This window comes from Novipirellula rosea (genome assembly GCF_039541335.1).
GTDB lineage: Bacteria > Planctomycetota > Planctomycetia > Pirellulales > Pirellulaceae > Novipirellula > Novipirellula rosea.
Window position 1 is genome coordinate 19,483 of the sequence record NZ_BAABGA010000050.1, and the last position, 26,202, is coordinate 45,684.

23 protein-coding genes are annotated in these 26,202 nt (G+C 56.6%); 14 read left to right on the forward strand and 9 right to left on the reverse strand.

The window, feature by feature from the left end:
- Nucleotides 1-164: 164 nt before the first annotated feature.
- Nucleotides 165-743 carry a DJ-1/PfpI family protein gene (locus tag ABD971_RS20345; protein WP_339946563.1) on the forward strand — a complete coding sequence of 193 codons (579 nt, stop codon included), beginning with the start codon at nucleotides 165-167 and terminating at the stop codon, nucleotides 741-743.
- Between the two features lie 162 nt (nucleotides 744-905).
- Here the strand turns inward: ABD971_RS20345 and ABD971_RS20350 are convergent, their stop codons facing one another.
- Nucleotides 906-1,916, reverse strand: a complete 1,011-nt coding sequence (locus ABD971_RS20350) for a nucleoside hydrolase (protein ID WP_339946562.1) — start codon at nucleotides 1,914-1,916, stop codon at nucleotides 906-908.
- Nucleotides 1,917-2,113: 197 nt separating this feature from the next.
- On the opposite strand from ABD971_RS20350, the gene ABD971_RS20355 reads away from it, so the two are divergent.
- Nucleotides 2,114-3,232, forward strand: coding sequence for a pyridoxal-phosphate-dependent aminotransferase family protein (locus tag ABD971_RS20355; RefSeq protein WP_345325092.1), 1,119 nt, complete (start codon nucleotides 2,114-2,116; stop codon nucleotides 3,230-3,232).
- 181 nt (nucleotides 3,233-3,413) lie between these two features.
- On the opposite strand, the gene rplL is transcribed toward ABD971_RS20355, so the two are convergent.
- The 3 genes from rplL to rplA all read right to left on the reverse strand — a co-directional run bounded on the left by rplL (nucleotide 3,414) and on the right by rplA (nucleotide 5,158).
- Entirely contained in the window at nucleotides 3,414-3,824 is a 411-nt protein-coding gene (gene rplL / locus ABD971_RS20360; RefSeq protein WP_339946560.1) for a 50S ribosomal protein L7/L12, read from the reverse strand.
- Nucleotides 3,825-3,881: 57 nt separating this feature from the next.
- Entirely contained in the window at nucleotides 3,882-4,406 is a 525-nt protein-coding gene (gene rplJ, locus ABD971_RS20365; protein ID WP_008697963.1) for a 50S ribosomal protein L10, read from the reverse strand.
- Between the two features lie 74 nt (nucleotides 4,407-4,480).
- Complete coding sequence (rplA, locus tag ABD971_RS20370; protein ID WP_008697965.1) at nucleotides 4,481-5,158, reverse strand: 50S ribosomal protein L1; 678 nt, start codon at nucleotides 5,156-5,158, stop codon at nucleotides 4,481-4,483.
- A gap of 379 nt (nucleotides 5,159-5,537) precedes the next feature.
- Here rplA and ABD971_RS20375 point away from each other — a divergent pair, with 379 nt between their 5' ends.
- From ABD971_RS20375 to recJ, 4 genes are all read left to right on the forward strand, one after another.
- Nucleotides 5,538-5,840: a 4a-hydroxytetrahydrobiopterin dehydratase gene (locus ABD971_RS20375; protein ID WP_339946559.1), complete on the forward strand. Its 303-nt coding sequence runs from the start codon at nucleotides 5,538-5,540 to the stop codon at nucleotides 5,838-5,840.
- A 131-nt stretch (nucleotides 5,841-5,971) separates the two neighbouring features.
- On the forward strand, nucleotides 5,972-6,304 hold the full coding sequence (locus ABD971_RS20380; RefSeq protein ID WP_339946558.1) for a hypothetical protein: 333 nt from the start codon (nucleotides 5,972-5,974) through the stop codon (nucleotides 6,302-6,304).
- A 127-nt stretch (nucleotides 6,305-6,431) separates the two neighbouring features.
- Nucleotides 6,432-6,599, forward strand: a complete 168-nt coding sequence (gene rpmG / locus ABD971_RS20385; RefSeq protein ID WP_339946557.1) for a 50S ribosomal protein L33 — start codon at nucleotides 6,432-6,434, stop codon at nucleotides 6,597-6,599.
- Between the two features lie 488 nt (nucleotides 6,600-7,087).
- Nucleotides 7,088-8,884 (forward strand): single-stranded-DNA-specific exonuclease RecJ, encoded by a 1,797-nt coding sequence (recJ, locus tag ABD971_RS20390; protein ID WP_339946556.1) that lies wholly within the window; start codon nucleotides 7,088-7,090, stop codon nucleotides 8,882-8,884.
- A 178-nt stretch (nucleotides 8,885-9,062) separates the two neighbouring features.
- On the opposite strand, the gene ABD971_RS20395 is transcribed toward recJ, so the two are convergent.
- The 4 genes from ABD971_RS20395 to ABD971_RS20410 all read right to left on the reverse strand — a co-directional run bounded on the left by ABD971_RS20395 (nucleotide 9,063) and on the right by ABD971_RS20410 (nucleotide 12,527).
- The gene (locus ABD971_RS20395) at nucleotides 9,063-9,920 is read right to left on the reverse strand and encodes a hypothetical protein (RefSeq protein WP_345325098.1); all 858 of its coding nucleotides are present in this window, start codon (nucleotides 9,918-9,920) and stop codon (nucleotides 9,063-9,065) included.
- A gap of 259 nt (nucleotides 9,921-10,179) precedes the next feature.
- Nucleotides 10,180-11,406: a purple acid phosphatase family protein gene (locus ABD971_RS20400; protein ID WP_345325100.1), complete on the reverse strand. Its 1,227-nt coding sequence runs from the start codon at nucleotides 11,404-11,406 to the stop codon at nucleotides 10,180-10,182.
- A 3-nt stretch (nucleotides 11,407-11,409) separates the two neighbouring features.
- A complete protein-coding gene (locus ABD971_RS20405; protein ID WP_345325102.1) occupies nucleotides 11,410-12,306 on the reverse strand; it encodes a hypothetical protein in 897 nt (298 codons plus the stop codon).
- Nucleotides 12,307-12,386: 80 nt separating this feature from the next.
- Entirely contained in the window at nucleotides 12,387-12,527 is a 141-nt protein-coding gene (locus ABD971_RS20410) for a hypothetical protein (RefSeq protein ID WP_339946552.1), read from the reverse strand.
- A 29-nt stretch (nucleotides 12,528-12,556) separates the two neighbouring features.
- Between ABD971_RS20410 and ABD971_RS20415 the strand changes: the two genes are divergently transcribed.
- The 6 genes from ABD971_RS20415 (at nucleotide 12,557) to ABD971_RS20440 (ending at nucleotide 18,393) form a co-directional block, all read left to right on the forward strand.
- Nucleotides 12,557-13,987: a hypothetical protein gene (locus ABD971_RS20415; protein ID WP_345325104.1), complete on the forward strand. Its 1,431-nt coding sequence runs from the start codon at nucleotides 12,557-12,559 to the stop codon at nucleotides 13,985-13,987.
- A gap of 294 nt (nucleotides 13,988-14,281) precedes the next feature.
- Complete coding sequence (locus tag ABD971_RS20420) at nucleotides 14,282-15,622, forward strand: hypothetical protein (RefSeq protein ID WP_345325106.1); 1,341 nt, start codon at nucleotides 14,282-14,284, stop codon at nucleotides 15,620-15,622.
- 238 nt (nucleotides 15,623-15,860) lie between these two features.
- Complete coding sequence (locus tag ABD971_RS20425; protein ID WP_339946549.1) at nucleotides 15,861-16,082, forward strand: small basic protein; 222 nt, start codon at nucleotides 15,861-15,863, stop codon at nucleotides 16,080-16,082.
- 302 nt (nucleotides 16,083-16,384) lie between these two features.
- Nucleotides 16,385-17,494 carry an acyl-CoA desaturase gene (locus tag ABD971_RS20430; RefSeq protein ID WP_339946548.1) on the forward strand — a complete coding sequence of 370 codons (1,110 nt, stop codon included), beginning with the start codon at nucleotides 16,385-16,387 and terminating at the stop codon, nucleotides 17,492-17,494.
- A 258-nt stretch (nucleotides 17,495-17,752) separates the two neighbouring features.
- A complete protein-coding gene (locus tag ABD971_RS20435; protein WP_339946546.1) occupies nucleotides 17,753-18,025 on the forward strand; it encodes an RNA-binding S4 domain-containing protein in 273 nt (90 codons plus the stop codon).
- Nucleotides 18,026-18,057: 32 nt separating this feature from the next.
- The gene (locus tag ABD971_RS20440; RefSeq protein ID WP_345325109.1) at nucleotides 18,058-18,393 is read left to right on the forward strand and encodes a cupin domain-containing protein; all 336 of its coding nucleotides are present in this window, start codon (nucleotides 18,058-18,060) and stop codon (nucleotides 18,391-18,393) included.
- Nucleotides 18,394-18,410: 17 nt separating this feature from the next.
- Here ABD971_RS20440 and ABD971_RS20445 read toward each other — a convergent pair whose 3' ends face one another.
- On the reverse strand, nucleotides 18,411-18,743 hold the full coding sequence (locus tag ABD971_RS20445; protein ID WP_339946544.1) for a hypothetical protein: 333 nt from the start codon (nucleotides 18,741-18,743) through the stop codon (nucleotides 18,411-18,413).
- 726 nt (nucleotides 18,744-19,469) lie between these two features.
- Here ABD971_RS20445 and ABD971_RS20450 point away from each other — a divergent pair.
- Together ABD971_RS20450 and ABD971_RS20455 are read left to right on the forward strand one after the other, a co-directional pair.
- Nucleotides 19,470-25,748 carry a choice-of-anchor Q domain-containing protein gene (locus tag ABD971_RS20450; protein ID WP_345325112.1) on the forward strand — a complete coding sequence of 2,093 codons (6,279 nt, stop codon included), beginning with the start codon at nucleotides 19,470-19,472 and terminating at the stop codon, nucleotides 25,746-25,748.
- Between the two features lie 274 nt (nucleotides 25,749-26,022).
- Nucleotides 26,023-26,199, forward strand: a complete 177-nt coding sequence (locus ABD971_RS20455) for a hypothetical protein (RefSeq protein ID WP_339942570.1) — start codon at nucleotides 26,023-26,025, stop codon at nucleotides 26,197-26,199.
- Nucleotides 26,200-26,202 lie beyond the last annotated feature (3 nt).

A 26,202-nucleotide genomic window follows, 5' to 3' on the forward strand; every position in this document is an offset into this window, starting at 1 on the left:
ATCGAGTCGATGAAACGTCAATTCGAACGGATTCTGCCGATTTTAAGGTAAAAAGACGCCACCGATGGTGCCGCGGCGACATGGATGATTAAATGTCGGCACGGATGCGGGCGGCCCGTTTCCATCGAATTACTCTCTAATAAAACCAAGCAAAGCCGAAGATCATGGCCAATAAACAAATCTTGATGCTCGTGGGCGACTATGTCGAAGACTACGAAGCGATGGTCCCGCTACAGATCCTGAAGACGTTTGGACACGAAGTCGCCACGGTGTGCCCCGGCAAATCCCCAGGCGATACAGTCGCGACCGCGATCCACGACTTCGACGGTGACCAAACCTATTCGGAAAAGCCCGGGCATCGATTCGCCGTCACTGCCGACTTTGACACTATCGACCTCGACGCGTTTGACGCCTTGGTGATCCCCGGCGGACGGGCACCGGAATACCTACGGCTGAATGCGAAAGTCCTGGAACTGGTACGCCACTTCTTTGACACCAACAAACCGGTTGCTGCGGTCTGCCATGGCCCGCAAATTCTAGCGGCCGCTGGCGTGCTGAAAGGACGCCAGTGCAGTTGTTATCCCGCGTGCAGCCCCGAAGTGACACTCACCGGCGGCCAGTACATCGAACCGGCCGAGACAATGGATTCGGCGCATGTCGATGGCAACCTCGTCACCGCTCCAGCATGGCCCGCCCATCCCGCATGGATGCGGGCGTTTGTTGAATTACTGGAAAAAGCCTAGCGTTTCGACACAGGGTAAAAAAAGTCGCCCGACGTCTCCGACGTCGGTTTTACGACTGACAGGCAAGGCACCTATCCACTCTCGCCTCGACGATCAAACGCCTGGCACGCCAACGGCTTGGAAAGCCGAGCGACAATTGCAGGCGACCGACGTCGTGGACAATTACTTGCTCGGCGGTTGGCTCGAGAGCAACTGCAAGGCTTCGAGCACCTTGGGCCGCAAATCTTCGCGAACCAAAATGTATCGATCGCGACCGTTGGCAGCGGCCTTGAACGTGGTCACTCCCTCGTCCGTCATCTGGACCGAACCCGGCTCGGACAACTCAAAATAACCATGGTCGGGACGAACCCCGTACAACACACTGGTTAAATCCCAAGTCGGTCGATCATGTGGCGGTGGCATGTAAAGAATATAGGCTTCCGACAACGGATGATGCTCGACGTATCCGTAATCTCGCAAGATGCTTTGGTGCGGATAAGTCAGCGATTTACCGACCGCGTAGCCGCTCCAAACGATTGGGGTGGGCCAATCGGCGACGATTTTTTTTGCCGACGGAATGTCCTTGATCAGATTGTATTCTTTGTGCCCGTCGGTGAACGCACCGGCCATAATCGACAACAACCGCACTTTCTTTTTGACCAATTCGGCACCAGCAAGCGGGCTGACATCGTCGGCTTTCGACATCAACAAATTTGCCAGGTTCGTGGAAAAACCGACTTGCGCGATCACAACCGAGCCATCCTCGGCGCCGGCTAGTGAGCTCCGCAGCACAGCCACGGCATCGGGGGCATCGTTACCTGAGGTCAAATCATGTGGATAACGCAGCTTGCCGTTGTCCTTCTGAGTTGCCAGCGTATTGAACCGACCTGCGGTGTTGGTGACCCCACTGCGACAGACGCCAATCGGAATGTCTCCGCGACCATAGAACGTATTGACCGCGTCGACGAAGGGTGCGGCAAGCTCATGATCCTTCGTGATCGTGACGGCCAGCAACTCGCATTCACCACGCGATTGCAACGAGTGGATCATGCCCAATGCCAACGCGTCGTCAACGTCGTTACCGATGTCGGTATCAAAGATCAGAGGAACAGGATCTGGCCGCTGCTGTGAAAACGAGATGGAAGGTGTGAGAACAAAAAGTGACACGAAAAGTGCACACAATGACAAACGCATTGAAAGAACCTTTGGGGAGTCGAGGGTGGGGGAGGGAGGTAGGGTTGGATCGACCATCATACCTCGCACTCTGTTGACTTGCACGAGCGAGACCACGGCAAAATCCGCACGCCGTCGATTGGAGGTTAAAAAACCGATAAGATAGAGTCCGCGACTTCCGTGCCCGCCCTCGTCCCTCGATTGGCAAAGATCTCACCATGTCCACACGATCAACCCCTCCGCTGAATCCTCGTGAACGCATCTTGATGGGGCCTGGGCCTAGCACGGTGCCGGCGCGAATCCTTCACGCCCTTGCCGCACCGACGCTTGGCCATCTGGATCCGCAATTCATCGAGATCATGGATGAAACATGCCAATTGATTCGTGATGCCTACCAAACCAAAAACCTACTGACGTTCCCGGTTTCAGGAACGGGAATGGCCGGTATGGAAGCGGTCGTCGCCAACCTGATCGAACCGGGCGATGAAGCGATCGTCTGCATCAACGGCGTTTTTGGCGTGCGGATGAAAGACAATATGGAGCGGTGCGGCGCAACCGTGCATGCGATCGAAGTTCCTTGGGGCGAATCATTCAGCAACGAAGCGATCGCCGACGCAGTCGAAAAACACCCCAACGCCAAAATGCTTGGCATCGTGCACGCGGAAACTTCCACCGGAGCTCATCAAGATTTGAGCGGCTTGGGCGAAATCGTGCACGATGCAGGGATGTTACTCGCAGTGGACGCGGTGACATCACTCGGCGGCCACGAACTAAAAGTCGACCAGTGGGGCATCGATGCGATTTATTCGGGAACACAAAAGTGTTTGTCGTGCCCCCCGGGACTTTCGCCCGTCTCATTTTCCGAAAGGGCGCTAGAGCGAATCGACCAACGCAACACCAAGGTACAAAGCTGGTACCTGGATGTTTCGATGCTAAAAAATTACTACACCGGTTCGGGAGGCCGGGCGTACCATCACACCGCACCGATCAACATGATCTATGCGCTGCGTGAATCGCTGGCGATCGTGATGGAAGAAGGACTCGAAAACCGGATTGCTCGGCACCGCGAAATGCACTTGTTGCTTCGCAAAGGACTTGAGGAACTCGGATTTTCATACATCCCGAAACAATCGCTGTGCACGCTGAACTGCGTGGCGCTACCCGACGGCGTCGAGGACGCGGCGATTCGCAGCCGTTTGCTGAACGAGTACGACATCGAAATCGGTGGCGGACTGGGCGTGTTCGCAGGCAAGGCGTGGCGAATTGGATTGATGGGACATTCCGCAACCAAACGAAACGTCAGCACCTTGTTAGCAGCAATGCGTGAAGTGCGGTAGAGAGCCGAGCCAGCGCGCAGCGTACAAGTAGCGAAACTCGCCAAGAGTTTCGCGCAGGCAAGGGTGGACGAAACTCTTTGACGAGTTTCGCTACGATCCTATCCCCCAAGCGCAACGCGAAAAGCCCTGGTGAAGATCCACCAGGGCTTTCGGGTGATTCGAGCGAGCGCCCAACAGCGAACTACTTGAGTTCGACGGTTCCGCCAGCTTCTTCGATTTCCGCCTTGATCTTGTCGCAATCTTCTTTCGATGCGCCTTCCTTCAAGGTAGCTGGAACGCCTTCGACCATCTTCTTGGCTTCCATCAGCGAAGCGCCGGTCAGGTTCTTAACAACCTTCACAACGTTCAGCTTCTTGTCGCCGAAGCCGGTCAGGACGATGTCCCATTCGGTCTTCTCTTCAACAGCAGCGCCACCACCTTCAGCAGGTGCAGCCATCATGACTCCGCCGCCAGCGGCAGGTTCGATGCCGTGGACATCCTTCAAGTAATCGCTGAGCTCTTTGGCTTGCTTCAGGGTCATACCGGCGATCTTGTCGCCCATTTCTTTTGCTTCGGCGCTAAATTCGGCGACCGCGGTGCCTTCTTCGGACATTTCTAATACCTCAAAAACAGTTGGTGATTTGTTACGGAACGACTAACAAAAGAGCAACTACTCGTCGCCTTCTGCGATTTTCTTAATTTGACTGTTGAGCTTCTTGCCCGGACCGAGAAGTGCGGCCGACAATTGCGATCCAGGACCAAGAATTTGACCTGACAACATCGAAATTTGCTCTTCGCGGCTTGGCCACTTGCTGACTTCTTTCAAGCGATCCGCATCAAGCTTTTCGCCATCCATGACACCGCCAGCAGCGGTAAACTTCTCATACTTGCTGCTGTCCTTATCAAGTCGAACGATCTCCTTGACAAGAGAGACGAAATCAGACGCCCCCCAGCATACAGCGACTTGCCCACGAGTTCCCTCGAAGGCAGGTGCCAGCGAAGACCCTTCGGTCGCTCGCCGAGCAAGAGAATTCTTGACGACCAGCATGCGAATGTCTTTCGCATCCAGCTCGCCACGAAGTTCGTTGGTAGTGATGGCGTCCATCCCGACATAGCTCACCAGCACGGCGTCTTCGACACCGTCTAGTTCGCGTTTGATGTCGCGAGTCACCAATTCTTTGACGTATTTACTCATCGGTTGGGTTCACTTAAGTGCGATTTGTGCGACAGAACGTCTAGTTCAAAAAGCCTGATACTCTAAAAGACTTGCTAGTACGCAACTCTCACACTGGGGCTCATCGTTGCACAGATGGCAACGCCTTTAATGTAAGTGCCCTTGACGGATTGGGGTTTCATGCCGCTGACGAAGTCAACGAATGCAGTGATGTTTTCGGTGAGCTTCTGTGGCTCGAAGCTCATTTTGCCGACCATCGCGTGGACGTTGCCGCCCTTGTCGTTACGAAACTCGACTTTACCAGCCTTGTATTCGCCAACAACCTTAGCAACGTCCGGGGTGACCGTTCCCGCACGCGGGCTAGGCATCAATCCACGAGGACCGAGGACACGACCAAGCGGTCCCACTAGACCCATCATGTCAGGAGCGGCGATACAAACATCAAAGTCTGTCCAACCGTCTTTGATTTTTTTAGCCAAGTCTTCTTGACCTACTTCGTCGGCACCCGCTTCTTCAGCGGCCTTGGCCGCATCGCCCTTGGCGAACACGACGACTCGCTGAGTCTTGCCGATTCCGTTTGGCAACACGATGCTGCCACGAATGATTTGATCCGCTTGGTTCGGGTCAACGCCCAAACGCATGTGCACTTCGACCGTTTGGTCGAACTTGGTCAAATCGTATTTTTTGAGTGCGTCAACTGCTTCGCTGAGTGGCAGCAAATTTGCAGGCTGCTTTGCGAGCGCTGCACGATAACGCTTGGATTTTTTACCCATAGGGTCGCGACTCTCTTATATGTCGGGTGGTTCGGCGAGGTCACCTGGCCCTTCCGATGCACACGGTGACCGCATGGTTGCGATTCACAGCACGCCGGATGGCGGCAAACTCTCCCACTTATAAAACGCGAGATTTCCTCTCACGAAGCGGGAGAATGTCGTCAATTCATTTCGCGACGTCAACGGCAAACGATGCTTGTTGATACAGTTTTTTGTAAGATTCTTATAAAATCTTGCTGAACCGAACCCTCTGAATCGTCAAAAGAGCATGTCAAAATCAAATCGAACCGAGACTTCCGGCTCAGATTCCCCAAAAAACGCGAACTCCGACAACGCAGGTTCGCTACGTGCCGCCAAGTGCGTGCCATGCGAAGGAGGTGTGCCAACACTTTCTCGCGATCAGGCGTCCGATCTCATCAAAGCGATCCCGGAATGGGAACTCGCGGCCGACGCAAAACGAATCTCTCGCACGCTGAAATGCCGTAATTTTGTCGATGCCGTTGCACACATCAATCAGATTTCGGTATTGGCAGAACAGGAACAGCATCATCCCGACCTGCATCTGACAGGCTACCGGATGCTGACCATCGAGCTGACGACGCACGCGATCAATGGCCTGAGCCGCAATGATTTTGTGGTCGCCGCAAAAATCGACCCGCTGTTGGCCGAACAATCCAAGTGAGCCGAGCAATCCAAGTGAGCCGAGCAATCCAAGTGAGCCGAGCAATCCAAGTGAATCGCTCGGCAACCCAAGTGAATTTCGCTGTAGTGCTGCCTAAACAATCCATCCAACCCGCCGGATCCTAATTTCCCGTGATCGAAATTGCCCGCCATCGAGCACTCGCCCTCCTTTCGGAATGCACCGGCGACGAAATTTGGAGTGTCGAGCACTGCAGAATCCGCCGTGTCCCCGAAAGCTGGATCGACGAGGACCGCGAAGCCTTCGAATCAGGATTTTGCTCGGACGACCAGACGATTTATGTGGGCGAACGGCAAGTAAATCAGTATTTTGGCGTTCGCGATGTCGACTTGGCGGTCCGAATCGGCCGATCATTGGGATTGGATGTGGACCGGATCACGGCCAATTCGCTCAGCCGGCGAGGGGTCGTGGTGGCGATCAAAGAGGCGATCATGGAGGGGGAATGAGCTTTTTAAGCAAAAGCGACTTGCCCAACTCGATAGTTTCCTGCCATAATCCCAGGCCCGAAAGACGTTCTCATAACGATTTCCTTTCGCACCACACACATTGTGATTTAGATAAAAGAGAGTTCCGATGGCTGGTCGTAGCAAGAAAAAAGCAGATACCGTGTTCCTCGTTTGCGAAGAAACCGGAGATTACAACTACACGCTTCAACGCAAAGCAGGCGGCGAAAAGCTCCGCCTGAAGAAGTACAGCTCGCGTTTGCGTAAGCACACTTGGCACGTCGAAAAGAAGAAGTAATTCGATTCGGCCCACCGATCGCCAGCGTTCGATTGACGCCACATGGTCGGTCTGATGCCTATACGAAAGTCACAATGACTTTCGCCGACACCAGGAGCAACAAAACGCTCCTGGTTTTTTCGCTGCCTGGAAATAATCAAAACGCTCTGCGATCCCGCAGGGCAAAGCGGGTTCATCTCCGACGAGCCTACGTCCGCTTGGATGACGGGTCGAATGCCAGCAGGCTTCTCATCCGCACAACGCAGGCGGCCTGTGCTCAATGCTGTCTACCTTGGTCGCGGTGCTGTGCGAGCCGCCCGGTGGTGGTGAGCAAATCGTTCGATTTTGACCGGGCAGCTCACGCCGCTCCGCTATAAAAACGACCGGTTTCGTGCCAAACTTAGGCGGCCCAAACTTACGTGGCCCAAACTTAGGCGACATGGGTCGCGGGACGCAAACCTACTCGAGCAAACGAATCTTTCGCCCCCTCTCTCTTTGTGGAGTCCAGGATGCAGCGTCGATGGCGAATCATCCCCCACGACGCCTCTCGTGTGCAGCAACTCGCTGCTTCGGCGCGTCTTCCCGCCGTCGTGGCACAACTGCTTGTCAGCCGAGGCATCTACAACGCCAATGATGCGTCGCAGTTCCTGAGCACGAAACTAAAGGACCTGCGTGACCCCAAAGAACTTCCCGGCGTGGTCGAGGCGACACAAATCATTGTCGATGCGATCGACAATCAATTACCGATCACGATCTATGGCGACTACGACTGCGACGGCATGACCGGCACCGCGATCCTGGTCAACGGATTGCGACTGATGCGGGCTGACGTCAGCTACCATGTCCCCAACCGACTCGAAGATGGTTACGGTCTGAATGAGGCGGCGATCCGCAAATTGGCAGATCGCGGAAAGAAGCTGATCATTTCCGTCGACTGCGGAATCACCAGCCGCGAACATGCCGAGCTTTGTCGCGAACTCGGCGTCAAGCTGATCATCACCGACCATCACACCATTGATGGCGAACTGCCACGCGCGGACGCCGTGGTTCACCCGCGACTTCCCGGTACGAATTACCCCTTTGGTGAACTGTGTGGCGCCGGTGTCGCATTCAAACTGGCCTGGGCCATCTGCCAACAGGTTGCAGGCAGCGAAAAGGTAACCGATCCGATGCGTCGCTACTTGATGCAGTCGATTGCATTGGCCGCGATCGGGACAGTCGCGGACGTGGTTCCGCTGCTGGACGAAAACCGCGTGCTGGTTGAACACGGGCTAAAAACGCTTCGCGCCCAACCGCTTCCCGGACTCGCGGAACTGATGAAGATCACCAAGGTCGATCAAGCGTCCTCAGTCACATCCGACAGCATCGCATTTACGATTGCACCGCGGCTAAACGCAGCCGGACGACTCGGCCAAGCCCAACTCGCGGTCGAACTACTGACGACGCCGGGCGGAGAAAGAGCCGAGGCACTTGCCGAATATATCCACCAACTGAACAACGACCGCGACACATTACAGCGGAGCGTTTATTTGGCTGCCCAAAAGCAGGCGAAAGAAGAATTTGATGTCGAAGCGGATGCCGCACTTGTACTGGGCGGAGTCGGCTGGCACCCGGGCGTGATCGGCGTCGTCGCAGGCCGCTTGGCGGAAAAACACGCCAAACCCGTGCTAATCCTTTCACTCGACGCGACAGGAAAAACGCAAGCGGTTGGCTCGGGTCGTGTTGGCGGCACCGGGATCGATCTGCACGAAGCGCTCAGCGATTGCAGTGAGCGGCTGGTCAAATTTGGCGGCCACAAAGCGGCTGCGGGATTGACGATCGAAGAAGACCAAATCGATGCGTTTCGTGGCGATTTTTGCGAAGCGGTTGCTCGGCAATGGTCCGAGCGAGACATTGTGCCCGAGATCGTAATCGATGCGGAGGCATCGCTTGGGCAACTGAATTTGGAAACGGTCAAACAGATTGAAACACTTGCTCCGTTTGGCGCCGGCAACCCACGCCCGACGCTATTTTGCGGCAACATCGAACTCGATGAACCGGCCCGCCGAATGGGAGGCGGTGATCGCCACTTGAGCGTCAAGCTGCGACAAGGCGTGAAAACGATCCGCGGCGTCGCCTTTAGCGCCGGCGATTGGTGCGACGCACTGAACGAGTGCAAGGGACCGATCGAAATTGCTTACCGGCCGGTGATCAACGAATTCCGCGGTTTCCGAAAAGTGGAAATCCATCTCGTCGATTGGCGGCCGAGCGACCGCAGCAATGACACGGCGCAGCGATCAAATGCCGGCAGTGTGGCGGACGCCTAGCTTCCCGCGTTCGCCTTCACAGCGGCGAAGGGCAACCTCGTTACTAAACGAAAGCGGGGCAGACTCTGATGTCTCAGAGCCTGCCCCTATCGGCGCGACGGAGCGCTTCGCCGGCAACCGAAGCTTACGTTTTCCAAACGCTACGCAGATCACAACCGACCTGCCGGGCGTTTATAAATCAGTTTTCGGAATCAGTGGACCGTTCGCCACGGCCGCCGCGGCCACCACGATCACCACCGCGGTCTCCACCACGACCGAAACCGCCACGTCCACCATCACCACCTTGGGCGCCACCGCGAGCCCCACCCCGCATTCCGCCTTGCACACCTTCCGGCATCTCAAATTTTTCGCCCTTCATCTTCTCGAAGGCTGCTTTTTGGTCGGCTGTCAACACCGCCAACACTTGAGTCTCGACATCTTCGCGAACCTTACCGAATGCTTCACGCATCTTGTCGCGGTCGCCCGAAGCCATCAACTCTCGCATTTTCTCACGCATCTCGGTTTGGATTTTCTCGCGAGCCTCTTCCAATTCCTTCTTCTGAGCGTCAGTAATCTTCAACTCTTTTTGAACATCTTCGTTACCCAGAGCTGCGACGCCTTGAACCTGGATCGAGATCTCTTTCAGACGCGAAAGCTGTCCTGGCAGCAGAACCTCTTCGAGTTGTTCACGCAATTTCGCACTGCGCTCCTTACGCTCTTCCTGCATCTTCTTGAAGAATTCAGCGCGTTCCTCTTCGCTTGCTTCACGGAAATCGAAGTCGGGACGCTGCCCACGCTCACCGCCATCTTCGCGAACCTTCTTGAGCGCCTCGACTTGGTCGGGCATCAATTCAATTTCTTCACGCACCTTTTCGATCATCAACAAACCGAATGTTGGATCTCCGCCACCCGCTCCGCCGGGTCCACCGCCGCCAGGTCCACCGCGACCGCCGCGGTCGCCGCCACGCCGGCCGCCCTCTTGCGCCAACGACTCACCCACCATCAATGCCGACAGCGCGACCGCTACCAAGCAAAACGCAACGTGTCTCATTTTCATTCGAAAGTTCCCAGAACGAGTAAGAGGAGTATCTCTTGTTGATTTGTTTTTCAAAGGCGGCTGAACCGATACCACAAGGCCAGCGTCTAAGACATGTAACCAGCCAAACCGTCGAAGGTTTCGGTCGTTTCAAGAAAGCTTAAAAAAAGCGATAGTTTTCGCCCGCGATTGCGGGCCAAACTGCGGCCGCGCCGCCGATCGCCCCACACCCGAGCGATGCGGCCGGGCGGCGAGCAACGTGACTTTCGGCCCCGCGACGTTATTTACCGCGTACGGGACGACGGAACGTGTCGCGAACGTCCCCGCCAAGCAAGACGCACTTTCCTGAAATCGCCTCTTCAGCAAAGGTTAACACAAAGACATGGCTGCCCTGGTCCGCCATCCCAGGCGGCTGCAAAAACCATCGTTCGGTCTTGGGAGTCCGCTGGCCGACCCCCAATCCGCCTTCGCCGATATAGACGACGCCGGTCTCATCATGCTTGCCATCACGGATGGGAACCGTCCGCTTGATATTGTGACCGTCGGCTTCGCACACTAGGTCCACGTTGTATTGTTCAAACAGCGGCACCCAACTTTGAAGAGCTGTGCTTGGCGTTTTGACAGCGGGGAAGGCAGGTCGGTGATACTGGGCGACCACCCAGCGATGAGCGGGACGCGACGACGCCAATTCTCGCTGCAACCACTTCGCCTGGCTGCCCGCAGTACTGGTTTCTGTATTCAGCGTGATCAAACGAGTGGCAGGCGTGATGTTAATGGCGTAATAGTTTTTATCATCCTCGGGAAACCCAAAGACCTCGTTAAATGGTTTCCCCGAATCGTGATTGCCTCGCGCCGGAATCACAGGAAGCAATCGATTGTCATCGGTCACCGTCAACTCATGATCGGACAACCATTGAGACCACTGAGCGACATTAGGCCCGCTAACGATATAGTCTCCGCCGTGAACCAATGCCAAGATATCATCGGCTGGGTCGTCATTTGCAAACGATTGCCCCACCATTTTGGCGATCATCTGGTTCACCTTGCGCCGCTCTTGCTGATCGCTTCGAGAATCGCCTCCATTGAGCAAACTAAAAGGCCGATCGTTATCCGGCGCGGTCAAGAAGTAAAAGACCGGCGACGTTTCGCCATCGCTAATCATCTGCACTTCGTAGCGAGTCGCCGGTTTTAGTCCCGTCAATTCAGCGTGATGATAATACAGTTCGGCGTGGCCACCCGTGAAACGCCCACTTTTTGCCGCCACGAAACCTTCGTCTCGATCACTGCCTTTGACCCGGTAACGCACGCTGTGCTGCGTCCCTTGTTCAGCGGTGCTCCAGGAAACCGTTGCCGATGTGGCAGGATCCGACCGCCATGTCACTCGCCAATGCGCCGGCTTGGTTCCCACCAAGGGCGCATCCGCATAAAGCCCTTGCTTGGCAGCGAAGCAAAACAGGCCGAGACAACTAACAAAACAAAACGAAGCAAACGTAGAACTGGGTTTCATGAACTAGACGCATTGTTCGGAGGGAGGTGGGGAAGGGGAGGGAGCTCGATTGTACATCAACTTGCCGCGGGGCGTGAACACAACCGCAGCCAAAACCAATGCGAACGGCACACCCCCATTGGCCGCGCGGACCAACGTTTCCGGCCACGCATCCACCCCGAATGCGGTCATCCGGCTTAGCGCCGTGATCACACCCCAGCACCCCATGTAGACAGGCACAGCCCCCCAACGAACCGCCATCAGCAGAATCCCCGCAATGATGTCGACCAGCCCGATCGTCCATAACGCTCGTTCTGCGGTCACTTGCTCAATCTGCAGTGCCGACCACGATGCATCCGAGATCAGGATCAGATCGGTAAAGGGACCATACAACTGCATCGCCTTGTATCCGTGCACGATGAAGGTAGCAGCCGCTGCAACACGCAGCACCCACACCCCAGTGAAACTCGCCTGCGGAAGCGAAAACATTAACAATGCCAAAGGCAAACCATATCGCACCGCATGCTCGCCCAGCGAGAGTTCCGAAAACCGATCTCCGCGGACCATAAAAATTAGCGCCAGCAGGAACATCCACACGAAGATCCACGCCAACGAGACGCGGAACACAAGCGGCCGAAACCAACCACGCGATGTTCCCACGGCGTTCCCGTTGGCAGGCCAGACTCCTTCCAGCGGAAGCGACGCCGATGCGGTCAGGACCACCAACACCGCCGCTACACCACAAGACAAAGCGCCGAAGTCATCGACATACTGGGCAAACGTCTCGGACCACCCCCAATCGAAATAAAGCAAACCGTAAACGTCGCTTTCGGTTTCATTGGTCGACCAGTAATACCGCCCCACCACCCCAAAGCACTGCAACAGCAAGACCAGAACGAGCCATCGATAAAAACCGTTCATTTAGCGACTCTCCCTATCAAATGATTGGGAAAATTGGCTCCACGATTGATCGCTTCGGCGAGATCCTCGACCCACGCTGGCTACCCTGTTGATTGTTCGGAAATTTTTCGCCCCCATCCGTTATCATGCCGATCGCTCGGCAACACGGTACCATAATACATCACGCCGGCGTCCGTGCTGGAGCCGTCACCATTGGGCACTTCGCCCTTTTTAATATTCATCAACGCACGCTTCACTCGCAGACATTTTCATGAAAACGGTTGCTTATATCAGCTTGCTCTTCGCCTTCGCTCTTGGTTCGGCTGCCGTTGCGAGCGACTACACGATTGTGATCAATCGGGAAACGCACCAGGACGCTCCGTGGCAACGCGTCGTTGAGGCACTCCGGCAAAGACACGCAGACGCCGATGTGGTGTTTTGGGACCAAGATGTGCAAGAGTGCCTTGAAGCGCTGCGGAGCCAGCATCCGCGGTACAGTTGTTTTGTCGCGACGCCGCAGCAAGCCAATCGCGACTTCGTCGCCGCGGTCCATCAAGTGACACGCCAACTTGACTCTGATCCCTACACCGATACCCAGTGGGGCATCATCACGGGATTCGACGCCGCCGGGGCTCTGAGAACGGCTCAGCAAAACGAACCTCTGACCGTTTCGCATGTCGCCGCCGGCACCGAGATCGCGCTAGAGATGTGCAGCTCCGGCGTCTGGTTCGATGAATTGGTGAAATCCAAAACCGTCAGCAAAGCGAAAGGGGATGCGGCTCGACAGCAACAAGGGCCTGCGGACACCACGCATGCCTTGGCAAAATCATTGAGCGACAACACTGCCGATCTGTTTGTGACGTCGGGCCATGCCACTCAGCGTGATTGGCAAATTGGATTTCGCTATCGCAACGGCACGTTTCGATCCAAAGCGGGCAAGATGTTCGGGGTCACCACCGACGGCGAACGCTTTGAAATTCAATCCGATAACCCCAAAGTCTATTTAGCGGTGGGAAACTGCTTGATGGGTGACATTGACGGCCCCGATGCGATGGCATTGGCGTGGATGAACCAACTTGGCGTTCGCCAAATGGTCGGCTACACCGTCGTCACCTGGTACGGCTACGGCGGCTGGGGACTACTGGATTACTTCGTCGAACAACCCGGCCGCTACACATTGGCCGAAGCATTCCATGCAAATCACCATGCTCTGATTCATCGTCTAGACACCTGCTTTGACGATATTGTCGACGCCGAGCTGCAAGTGGGAACACGACCGGCCGTCAGCACCACGCCGAACTCGCACGGAAAATCGCTTGGCTTGACCGCACACGATGGTGCCGGACTGCTTTGGGACCGCGATGTCGTGGCGTTTTACGGCGACCCCGCCTGGCAGGCTCAGATGGAAGAACAGCCCAAGGCGTACGATCAAAAGCTACTCATCAACGGTAACCACTACACGCTGGTGATCACACCGAACCGTGGCGAAGACTCCTTTAAGCTGATCAACACCAATGGAGCTCAGCGGGGATGGCGGCCGATCGTCGAACTGCTGCCTCATCGCATCCAACAAATCCAACTCATCGATGGCGATGAGCTTACCCCCGTCATCACCGACGATTTCATCTTGGTCCCCAACCCCCGTGATTGCGACCCGAACCGAGAATACCGAGTCGAATTCACGGCAACGCGAGTGCCGTGAGCTGAAGTCCAAGGCGGCAAGCAAGTGGCAAGACAAATCGTCCCAGCCAGACACGACGACGCCGCAATGCCCGCACAATCGCAGCCCGCACAATCGCAGCCTCTCGACCAAACATACACCTTGACGTACAGATTAGATCAATGTAGTTTATTGGGGGGGATGGTGTAGTGCTTCGTGACGCGAAAAATGCCCGCCGGATGGGAACACGGATCCACCCCGCCATCACCCCCCTCCCAACGCCGCAGCCGGTACACGCCTGCATCGCGCCCGCCTTGGTCGATCGTCGAGGACCTCATGAACGTGCTTATTCTGCATCCATTCCGCTCCCCCTTGCGCCGCGTCCTGTGTGGGGTCTTGGCAATGATGACCAGTTTTCTGTGCGGTGCGACCGCGAGTGCGCAGCGAGATTCGTTCGAGGGTCCGCCAATCAACTACATGACCGCGGCGACAAACGATCCTGTCTCGAAGCTAGCCGCCAAAGTGGAAACTGGCGAAGTCTGCTTGAGCTACGACCGACAACATGGCTACTTGAAATCGGTACTTGAGGCACTTGATGTGCCGATCAGCTCGCAAACGCTGGTGTTTTCCAAGACGAGCCTGCAACTTCGCCGGATCAGCCCCCATCGGCCACGCGCGTTGTACTTTAACGACGACGTTTACGTTGGCTGGTGCCAACGGGGCGACGTGATCGAATTTGCCGCGACCGATGCCAAACAAGGAGCGATGTTTTACACGCTGAGCCAATCCGAGGACGCCGCTCCGAAATTCGTTCGCGACCGAGGTCAATGTTTAACATGCCACGCATCAAGCCGGACTCAAAATGTGCCAGGCTACCTTGTCCGCAGCGTGTTTGCGGATTCAGGAGGGCAACCGATTCTCGGTAGCGGCACCTACAATACCGACCAAACGAGTCCGTTCGAGGAACGTTGGGGCGGGTGGTATGTGACAGGAACCCATGGCGAGATGCGGCACATGGGCAACATCACGTATGAAGAAGACGACACCGACGGCGACCGAGAAGCGGGGGCCAATCGCGAGTCGCTTGAAGGTATCGTGTCGACAACACCCTATCTGTCGCCGCACAGCGACTTGGTGGCATTGATGGTGCTCGAGCATCAAACCCAAATGCACAACGCCATTGCCGCAGCGAACTATGAAACTCGCGAAGCGATCCACCAATCGTATCAGATGAACGAGTTTCTCGAGCGAGCCCCCGATTACTTGAGCGAAAGTGCGCAGCGAAGAATCGCCTCTTCGGCCGATCGCGTGGTCAATCATCTGTTGATGTGCGACGAGTTTGCGTTGACGTCGCCTGTGCAGGGAACAAGTGGCTTTGCCGAGGAGTTTGCGGCGCGAGGGATTCGCGACGCGAAAGGACGATCGCTGCGAGACCTCGATCTGAACACACGACTGTTCCGCTATCCTTGCAGCTACCTGATTTACTCGGATGCCTTTGACGGGTTGCCAGAGCAAGTTCGCAGCAAGATCATCGATCGACTAACCGCGATCTTAGAAAACAAGGTGGATGATCCTGAGTTTGCCCATTTGACACCAACGATGCGATCCGAAATTTTGGCGATCCTGCGGCAGACGAAGCCCGAATTTGCCGACAAAAAAGAGACCAGCTCGCTGTAACGGGCGTTCGCAGGCCGAAACGACGGGCGAGCTTCGCCACGCCCCCCCCACCTTGGGAAGGCAGCCGTTCCGGCTTGATCAGAAATGTCGCTGGCAGGGGCCATTTCGCAGGCGTTTTATGGATTTTGACAGGAAAACGAGAAGTCAACTTGTCAAAAATCTCCAAAGCCGCTATTTTGCGAGGCCCCTAAACGTTCAATTGTATCCCTCTCTCGAATTTGACCGACTGAGCCGTAATATGACCATGGATCGCAGCCTTAAGGTGCAAGCCGGGGCTATCAAGTCGCGAAACGTGTTGACTCGGGCTGAGCGTATCGCTCGCCTGACTGAACTGGACCGTTTTGACCCTGAAGCCAACATCGTTGGCATGGCGAAAGTGCGCGTTCCTAAAGTTTCGCTGAAGAGAAAGAAGAAAGTGAAGAAGGAAGACGACGCCAAGGACGCGAAGAAGAAGAAGTAGTAGCGGGTTTCGCTGCTGCCCTGCAATCACGATTGGGGGCAGCTCCTCTCCTCACTTCGGCAGCCTCTTCCGCAGTTTCCTGGGTTTTCTTCTACTTCGGTTGCGTGGTGCGGCAAAAGCCCAATGCCATCTACCTGGGTAGCGGCACGGCGCACGCCATCGTCCCCATCTTGCCTAACGCATTACAGCAAAGCCGATCGAGTAACATTGAGTGAACTCGGTCGGCTTTTTTTATCGATTTGGATCCAGATTTTCGGCGTCGACACTAGACCCGATGGGAATGTTGAAGAAACATGGATGGTATGACCCCCTCTCAACAAACCACCCCCGAGTCGGAATCGATTTTGCGAGCTTCCAACACCGCATCCGCCGTCGAAGATCGCATCGAAAACGCGAGCGTGACGAAACAAGTGAGTCCGGCCCCCGCTGCTGCTGAGAGTGACATCTGCGATGCGACTCTGCCCGCCTCGGGGATCGACCCGCAGCAATTGCCACGTCCTGAAGAAACCGAGCCACTGAAGATTTTGTGGCAATATGTGATCGTGCTATCGGCGATCCATCTGGTTGCACTGCTGGCCTTTCTTCCCTTCAGTTTCAGCTACCTGTTTACTTGGTCCGGCTTGGTGCTGGGGATTCTTGGTCATTTCACATTCGGAATGCTGGGGATCACGGTGGGTTACCACCGGCTACTGACACATCGTGGGTTCACCTGCCCGAAATGGCTTGAACACACCTTTGCACTTCTGGGTATGTGCAATTTGCAGGACAGTCCGTCACGCTGGGTTGCGATTCACCGCATGCACCATCAGCACAGTGACCATCAACCCGACCCACATTCGCCGCTTGTGAATTTCTTGTGGGGACACATGGGCTGGGTGGTTTGTCGCCACAAAACGCTGGACCGAACGAGCCATTACGAGCGTTACGTTCGTGACCTGCTGCGAGACCCGTTTTACCTAAAGCTCGAGCGTCACGGTGGCTGGTTCTTCGTCTTTGTCGCTCACGCCTTATTGATCATCGGTGCTGGCGGGATTGTCGGATACGTGGTCAGTGGCGGCCAAGTCGGGGAAGCACTCCGGTACGCTTATAGCTATGCCGTTTGGGCGGTCGCAGTACGCACCGTCTTTGTGCTGCATGGCACATGGGCGGTTAACTCGCTGTCCCATGTATTCGGTTATCGCAATTACGAAACGCGAGACAACAGCCGCAACAATTGGTTGGTCGCGTTATTCTCTCACGGCGAAGGCTGGCACAACAATCATCATGCTGAACCACGATCCGCCGCTCATGGTCACCGCTGGTACGAATTTGACATGTCGTGGCGAGTGATCCAGTTGCTTGAAATGATGGGATTGGCCAAGGATGTCGTGCGGCCCAAGGCTGTCACCAAGGCGAAACAAACCGCTGGCTAATCCATGAGCCGAATCTCTGCGGACAGCAAACTTTCCAGCTCGGCTGCCTTCGCTGCATGCTGGTCAGACGCTGGCTAATCGAAGATGATCCAAGTCGTAAGGATTTGGTATTTCAATCCATCAAGGTGCGTGCCGATCGTACATCCAAGGCGCGCCCGACGATCCACAGCGGCACTGGGACCATTACTGGGACATCGCTGACGACGAACGTGACATCAGTGACCCTCTGCCCGTGATTGCAACCTTTGAAGTGAAATAATGAGTAACATTGACCCTGAATTTTCCGGTCCCGAAAAAGCGACCTCTAGCGAGGCAAGCACGAATGACCGCGGCCCGATCATCCGGCTAGACGACTTTCTAAAATGCCGCGGTATGGTTGGCACCGGCGGTGAAGCCAAGATCCTGATCCAAGCCGGTGATGTGTGTTTGAATGGCGAAGTCGAAACACGGCGACGAAAACAGCTCGTCATTGGCGACGTTGTTGACATCGATGACGAGACATTGATTGTCAACGAAACCGACTTTGATTGACCTCTCGCCCCTAACCCCGTGCAAGCGGATCGATGCCGAAGCCCAATCCCGCAAACTTGTTTCACGACTTGCCTGACAAGCTTGCCGCGGAACTGGTCAACATCCTTGTTGAGACACCATCGATTCGGATCGAACGTATCGTGTCCACCGGCCAGTGTAGCGACGCAGGATTCTGGTACGACCAAGAGGAAAGCGAATGGGTGATTGTGCTAAAGGGCAGGGCACAGCTTTGCTTTGCTGACGGCACTCCGCCAAAAACACTTTGCCCCGGAGATCACGTGACGATCCCGGCGCATCAAAAACATCGCATCGATTGGACCTCGGCGAGCGAACCCACTGTGTGGCTGGCCGTGTTCTTTTCTGCTTAACCCTTAGCGTCCGAGATTCAATCGGTTCCGAGCGAGAACAGCTGATTGCTCGGCGGACGCTTGCGACAGGTAAGCGAAATCGCATCGTAATCGTCGATCGCGATCGCGTCTGCATCTTTGGGATCAAGCAATACGTTTTGGCCGGGTGCGTTTTTCCCGTGCCGCTCGGCGTTATCCGCCATTTCGTTCAGCAGCGATGCCATAAACCGGTAGGCCTCGGGAGTCCCATCGAGTTCCAAGTACTTGCGTTCGACGGAGGACGAATCGCCCCCTTGTTTGACCGTCTGCTGATGCGAATAAATCCGCAAACTTCCGCTGGCGAGATTGGTGAGAAGGGATCGAACTTTCATTAATTTTCTTATCAGGGAACAAGAGTACAGGACTGCCCGCTAACCGGGACTGCCAACGAATCAGCTCAAAAGCCGCTCTCGGTGCATGGCACTTACGGCGAGATCACGATTTCCGCGTGGGCAGTATAGCGAAAAACCTGGTTCGTGCTTCGAGCCGGCCTGTGCATTTTCGCGAAAACGGGCGTGCAGCGAGCAACTAGCGTTCCGACTCAACACGTTCCGCCTCAACATGACGACGACGTCTCGATAAAAACATCCGTGCGAACTCAGGTCCGCAGCAAAAACGTGGCGATTTATTCGCACTATCTGAAGTGGATCCCAAAGTGAGATTCCAAACTCACTTTTTGCAGCTTGTCCGCATTTACTGCAGAATACCCCCGTCGATTGCAAATCGCTCAGACTCGCCGACCGCCGTGGCCATCCCAAAAAAGGATACGCCTCCTCCATCCGCCCCAGCGCGTGCCGGCCAGCCTTGCAATGGCATGACGTTTGCCAGCGTCCCGCCAAACTGAAACTTGCTCGCTGCGAATTTCGATTCCAATGCAATCCTTCTAAAAACGGAGATGCAGCGTCCGACTTTCCCCACTCTAATAGAGATGAAACGCAGACGATCCACGCTGAACTCACGCCCCCATCCTGGAGATCATCATGCTTGGCTTTCCATCACGCAACCAAGACAGAACTGGCCGAAAACGAAAAGCGAAGCCCACGGTAAAACGATCTCGGATGCGACGACTGTTAGCAGAGCGGCTTGAAGACCGCCGCGTACTGGCAAGCTACATCGTGAGTACGGCAAGTGATGTGGTGGCCGAGGACGGCGTGCTGAGTTTGCGTGAGGCGATTCAAGCGGCCAATGCAAACGCGGTCATCAACTCCGATACGATCGCAGGTGACGCAGGACCAGGAATCATCGATTCGATTTCATTCATTCCAGGCTTGTCGACCATCACGCTCGGCAGCGAATTGTCGATTACCGACTCGCTAGCCATTTCGTTGGTGGACGCCACCGAGATCACGATCAGTGGCGATAACGCGTCACAACTTTTCTCGATCGATGCGAACGCGGACCCCGAGATCAGCAACGAGGTTTTCATCCAAGGATTGACGTTGCTTAACGGTGTCGCGGCCGTAGGCGGAGCGATTTATGTTGCTCCCGGTCAATCACTCTCACTCGATTCGGTTACGTTGTCGGGCAACACCGCGACCGGTGATGCTGCAAGCGAAGGGGGCGGCGGGATCTTCAATGATGGCGGAACCTTGAACATCGCCAATTCCATACTGAGTGGAAACACAGCGTCGGGAGTCGCAGGCAGTGGCGGGGCGATATTTAACGCGAGTGGTGGCACACTCGCAATCGCGAACTCGACGATTTCAGGAAACGTTGCCAACCGAGCCGGCGGCGGTATCGAAGACGCCTCGGGTCTGGATGGAAGCGTCGCACTGAGCGGAATCAGCCTTAGCAACAACAGTGCGGGTGTCGGCAACGGCGCCACCGCCAATCCTGGCAACGGAGGCGGACTGCATATCAGTGGTGCCGGCGATGTGTCGATTAGTGGGGGAACCGTTACGGGCAACACCGCCGCGGCCGAAGGGGGTGGTCTTTGGAACAGCGCCAGCGGAACGTTAACGCTATCCAATGTGAAAGTCGAATTGAATTCGGCCAGTGGCAACGATGCTGATCAGGGTGGTGGCGGCATCTTCAATGATGGCGGAACGCTATTGATCGCCGGTGGCTCGATTGAACAGAACTTTGCGGACGGTACTAGCGGCAGCGGGGGTGGTTTACTAAGCGTCAATGGCGAAGTGACCATCACCGGTACTTCGATCGATCAAAACGCGACGCATCGCGCTGGCGGTGGCATCGAGATGATTGAGGGCTCGCTCCTTTTATCCAACGTCACGCTGGCGAACAACTTGGTGGGTCCCGACGGGTTCGCCAACCCCGGTAACGGTGGCGGATTGCATGTGTCGGGGGCCGGCAATGTCTCGATCAGCGGCGGCACGGTCTCCGGCAACACCGCAGCGGCCGAAGGAGGCGGGCTGTGGAACGGTAGCGGAGCGATGACAATCGACGGCACGGTGATCGATGGCAACACCGCATCGGGTGACGCGGCGGACGATGGCGGCGGCGGGATCTTTAATAATGGCGGCAACGTTACGATCACCGGCAGCTCGACAGTCATCAGCAACAACGTGGCTGATGGCGCCAGCGGCAGTGGCGGCGGGATTTTTAATGCCACCGGCGGGACGATCACGATTAGTGGTGCGAGTATCACGGGAAATGCAGCCAACCGGGCTGGCGGCGGAATCGAAGACGCCTCAGGGGTCGATGGTGGAATCAGCTTGACCGGTGTGGATTTGAGTGACAACAGCGCCGGCGTCGGCAACGGCGTCATAGCCAACCCCGGTAACGGTGGCGGACTGCATGTAACGGGTGCCGCCAATATCTCGATCAGCGGCGGCACGATCTCCGGCAACACCGCGGCACTCGAGGGAGGAGGGCTGTGGAACGGCAGCGGAACGATGACAATCGATGATGCGGTGATCGATGGCAACACCGCATCGGGCGACGCGGCGGACGATGGCGGCGGCGGAATCTTTAATAACGGCGGCAACGTTACCATCACCGGCAGCTCGACAGTGATCAGCAACAACGTGGCCGATGGCGTCAGCGGCAGTGGCGGCGGGATTTTTAATGCCACCGGCGGTACGATCACGATTAGTGGTGCGAGTATCACGGGAAATAAAGCCAACCGTGCCGGCGGCGGGATCGAAGACGCCTCAGGGGTCGATGGTGGAATCAGCTTGTCTGGTGTGGATTTGAGTGACAACAGTGCCGGCGTCGGCAGCGGCACCGTAGCCAACCCCGGTAACGGTGGCGGACTGCATGTAACGGGGGCCGCCAATATCTCAATCAGCGGCGGCACGATCTCCGGCAACACCGCGGCACTCGAAGGAGGCGGGCTGTGGAATGGCAGCGGATTGATGACGATCGATGACGCGGTGATCGATGGCAACACCGCCTCGGGTGACGCGGCCGACGATGGCGGCGGCGGGATCTTTAATAACGGCGGCACCGTTACGATCACCGGCAGCTCGACAGTGATCAGCAACAACGTGGCCGATGGCGTCAGCGGCAGTGGCGGCGGGATTTTTAATGCCACCGACGGGACGATCACGATTAGTGGTGCGAGTATCACGGGAAATACAGCCAACCGCGCCGGCGGCGGAATCGAAGACGCCTCGGGTAGCGAGGGTGGCATCGATTTGACGGGCGTGACACTAAGTGACAACAGCGCCGGCGTCGGCAGCGGCGCCGTAGCCAACCCCGGTAACGGCGGCGGACTGCATGTAACGGGGGCCGCCAATATCTCAATCAGCGGCGGCACGATCTCCGGCAACACCGCGGCACTCGAAGGAGGCGGGCTGTGGAACGGCAGCGGATTAATGACGATCGATGACGCGGTGATCGATGGCAACACCGCATCGGGCGACGCGGCGGATGATGGCGGCGGAGGAATCTTTAATAATGGCGGCACTGTTACGATCACCGGCAGCTCGACAGTGATCAGCAATAACGTGGCCGATGGAACCAACGGCAGTGGCGGCGGAATTTTTAATGCGACCGATGGGACGATCACGATTAGTGGTGCGAGTATCACGGGAAATACAGCCAACCGCGCCGGCGGTGGAATCGAAGATGCCTCGGGCATCGATGGTGGAATCAGCTTGACTGGTGTGGATTTGAGTAACAACAGCGCCGGCGTCGGTGACGGCGCCGTAGCCAACCCCGGTAACGGTGGCGGGCTACATGTAACGGGTGCCGCCAATATCTCGATCAGCGGAGGCACGATCTCCGGCAACACCGCGGCACTCGAGGGAGGCGGGCTGTGGAACGGTAGCGGATTGATGACGATCGATGACGCGGTGATCGATGGCAACACCGCATCGGGTGACGCGGCGGACGATGGCGGCGGCGGGATCTTTAATAACGGCGGCACCGTTACGATCACCGGCAGCTCGACAGTGATCAGCAACAACGTGGCTGATGGCGCCAGCGGCAGTGGCGGCGGGATTTTTAATGCCACCGGCGGGACGATCACGATCAGCGGTGCGAGTATCACCGGAAATACAGCCAACCGCGCCGGCGGTGGAATCGAAGATGCCTCGGGCATCGATGGTGGAATCAGCTTGACTGGTGTGGATTTGAGTAACAACAGCGCCGGCGTCGGCAACGGCGCCGTAGCCAACCCCGGTAACGGTGGCGGGCTACATGTAACGGGTGCCGCCAATATCTCGATCAGCGGCGGCACGATATCGGGCAACACCGCGGCACTCGAGGGAGGAGGGCTGTGGAACGGTAGCGGATTGATGACGATCGATGACGCGGTGATCGATGGCAACACCGCATCGGGTGACGCGGCCGACGATGGCGGCGGCGGGATCTTTAATAACGGCGGCACCGTTACGATCACCGGCAGCTCGACAGTGATCAGCAACAACGTGGCTGATGGCGCCAGCGGCAGTGGCGGCGGGATTTTTAATGCGACCGATGGGACGATCACGATTAGTGGTGCGAGCATCACCGGTAACATCGCCAACCGCGCCGGCGGCGGGATCGAAGACGCCTCGGGTAGCGAGGGTGGCATCGATTTGACGGGCGTGACACTAAGTGACAACAGCGCCGGCGTCGGCAGCGGCGCCGTAGCGAGCCCCGGTAACGGCGGCGGACTGCATGTCACCGGGGCCGGTAATGTCTCGTTCGTTGGCGGTGAAATCACCGGCAATTCCGCGGCTCGCGAAGGGGGTGGTTTGTGGAACGACACCGGAACAATGACGATCGACGGCACGGTCATCGACGGCAACACCGCATCGGGTGACGCGGCGGACGATGGCGGCGGCGGGATCTTTAATAATGGCGGAACGGTCATCATCACGGGCGGCTCGGTTCGCAATAACGTTGCCAATGGCGCCAACGGCAGTGGCGGCGGCATTTTGAACCTTGGCGGTGAGATGACGATCTTAGGAACAACCATCGTTTCGAACTCGGCCCAGCGTGCGGGCGGGGGTATCGAAGACAACACAGGCATCTCGATCGTGCTCAGCGGGGTGCAACTCAACAGCAATACTGCAGGGTCCGCCCCCGGAAATGGCGGTGGACTGCATATCACTGGCGCTGGCACCGTTTCGATCTTCACCAGCACCATCTCCGCTAATTTCGCCAGCAACGAAGGTGGCGGACTCTGGAACAGTGCCTCAGGAACACTGAACATCACTCAGTCCACTGTTTCAGCAAACACGTCGGGGGACGGAGGCGGCATTTTCAATGATGGCACGAGTGGAGACATCACAATTTCAAACTCGACGATTGCCGCCAACACCGCAACCAACCATGGTGGCGGAATTGCGAGCGAGGGAGCCAGCGTTTCCCTCGGAAGCGTCACCATCGCCGGCAATACCGCCGTCACCGGCGGCGGGATCCACACGTTGGACGGATCGCTTACCATCATCAACACGCTCGTGGCCAACAACAATGCCGACTCAGGCCCGGACGTTTCTGCGGCACTGCTCAGCGGTGGAAATAATCTGATCGGCGACTCGTCGGGGATCACGTTCCTCAGCACCTTGGCCTCGGATATTATCGATGTCGATGCGAGGCTGGATATGTTGAGTAATAACGGCGGAACGACGCAAACGATCGCGTTGTTGGAGGGCAGTCCAGCACTCAACGCAGGTGTCGGGGTGGGATTCGGCGTCGACCAACGCGGCGTTCCACGACCTCAAGGCCTCGCGGTTGACATTGGGGCATTCGAATCCGATCTGAACGGAAACTTCGATCCGGCGACGTTGTCGATCGCTGCAGAGGATGCGATTAAGGCCGAAGGCAATTTGGGCCTCACTCCGTTCACCTTTACGGTCACCCGCGAGGGTGATTCCAATAGTGTCACCAGCGTCGACTATGAGATTACCGGCACGGGCAACAATCCCGCGACTGCCAATGATTTTGAAAACGGCGAGTTCCCAAGCGGCACGGTCGTGTTTGCCCGAGGCCAATCGACGAAAACTTTGACGGTCAATGTCACGGGCGATAACACGATCGAAAAGAACGAAGGCTTCCGAGTGACTCTCCGCAACGCCTCGGACGATGCAACGATCGTGAACGCGATCGCCGATGGCACGATCCTTGACGATGACCGTCCGCCGACCGTTCCCCGCGTGGTCATCCCACGCCAAGTCGAAGGCGGGCAACCTATCCCGGCTGACGGCACGACGACCGCGATTTTGTTCCAGGCGTTGACGGATACTGTCGTCACCGTCACCCCCGTGGGCACCGCTTCGCTAAGCGAAACGATTCTGATTTTCGACACTGACACCCTGATCGTCAGCAACATGATTGGCACCGTCGCCACGGCGTCGCTTGAAGCCGGCGGCGTATACGCCATTGTGTTCGAACCTCAATTGGAAGACCGTATTTTTGCGATCCGTTCGTCCGCGGGTCCTGGCACGCTTTCCAATGCTCCGCCGACCAACATTCTGCAACCCACTGATACCAACGCCAGCGGCGAGACCACGGCGCTGGATGCTTTGTTGGTGATCAATTCGCTCAGCCGCACGGGTGGCGGCGAAGGCGAACAGATCATTCCCATGTTCCTGGATGTCAATCGCGACAACCGAGTCACGGCTCTCGATGCCCTGCGGGTGATCAATCAACTCAACCGTGTCAGCAGCAACACAGCTGCAACCGGTGTGACCTCTCAATCGCTGTCCCCTTTGTTGCCCACGACGGCAATCAGCGATGAATCAAACTCGGTAGCGAACCGCGATGCAGTCGACACCTTATTGGGGGACCCGCCACCGGAATCCCTGAACGCACCATCCTCTACTACGAACGATTCAATCCCGAGACCTATGATGGTCAATCTGGATGCCGTCGACGAAGCGATGGAAGAAGGCGACTTTGAAACGCAGTCGCCGCTGGATGACTCTATCACGTTGTTGTCGTAGCAGAGAGCGAGCCCCAGTGGGAGTCAAAGGAACGGCGAAACTGCACGACCAGAAACCACGATGGTCAATGAACGTGCAGGAGCCGTGCTGTAACACAGGCAGCTTGCCTGTGACGGAATCGGCCGCAGGCTGGCAGCCTGCACTACGCGTGTGATCTGCCGTTCCGCGGCACGCGATATGCGATGCACTGACGGTACCGTTTCGAGGAAACGGGCTGCATTCGCAATGCTGCATTGGCAACCATTGGCAACGACGTACAACTGAAGGTCAGCTCATGAATCACGAAGATAAGTCTGTTACGGAAAACGTGAACGATTCCATTCATTCCAAGGATCAACCGCTCGGCAAAAAAGCACCTGGTGCTCCCTTTGCCGTGGTCGGTCTGACCTACCCGCTGATCCTGATTGCGATCCTGGTGATTGCAGCAGCCTACTATTTCATGACGCGGTAACCT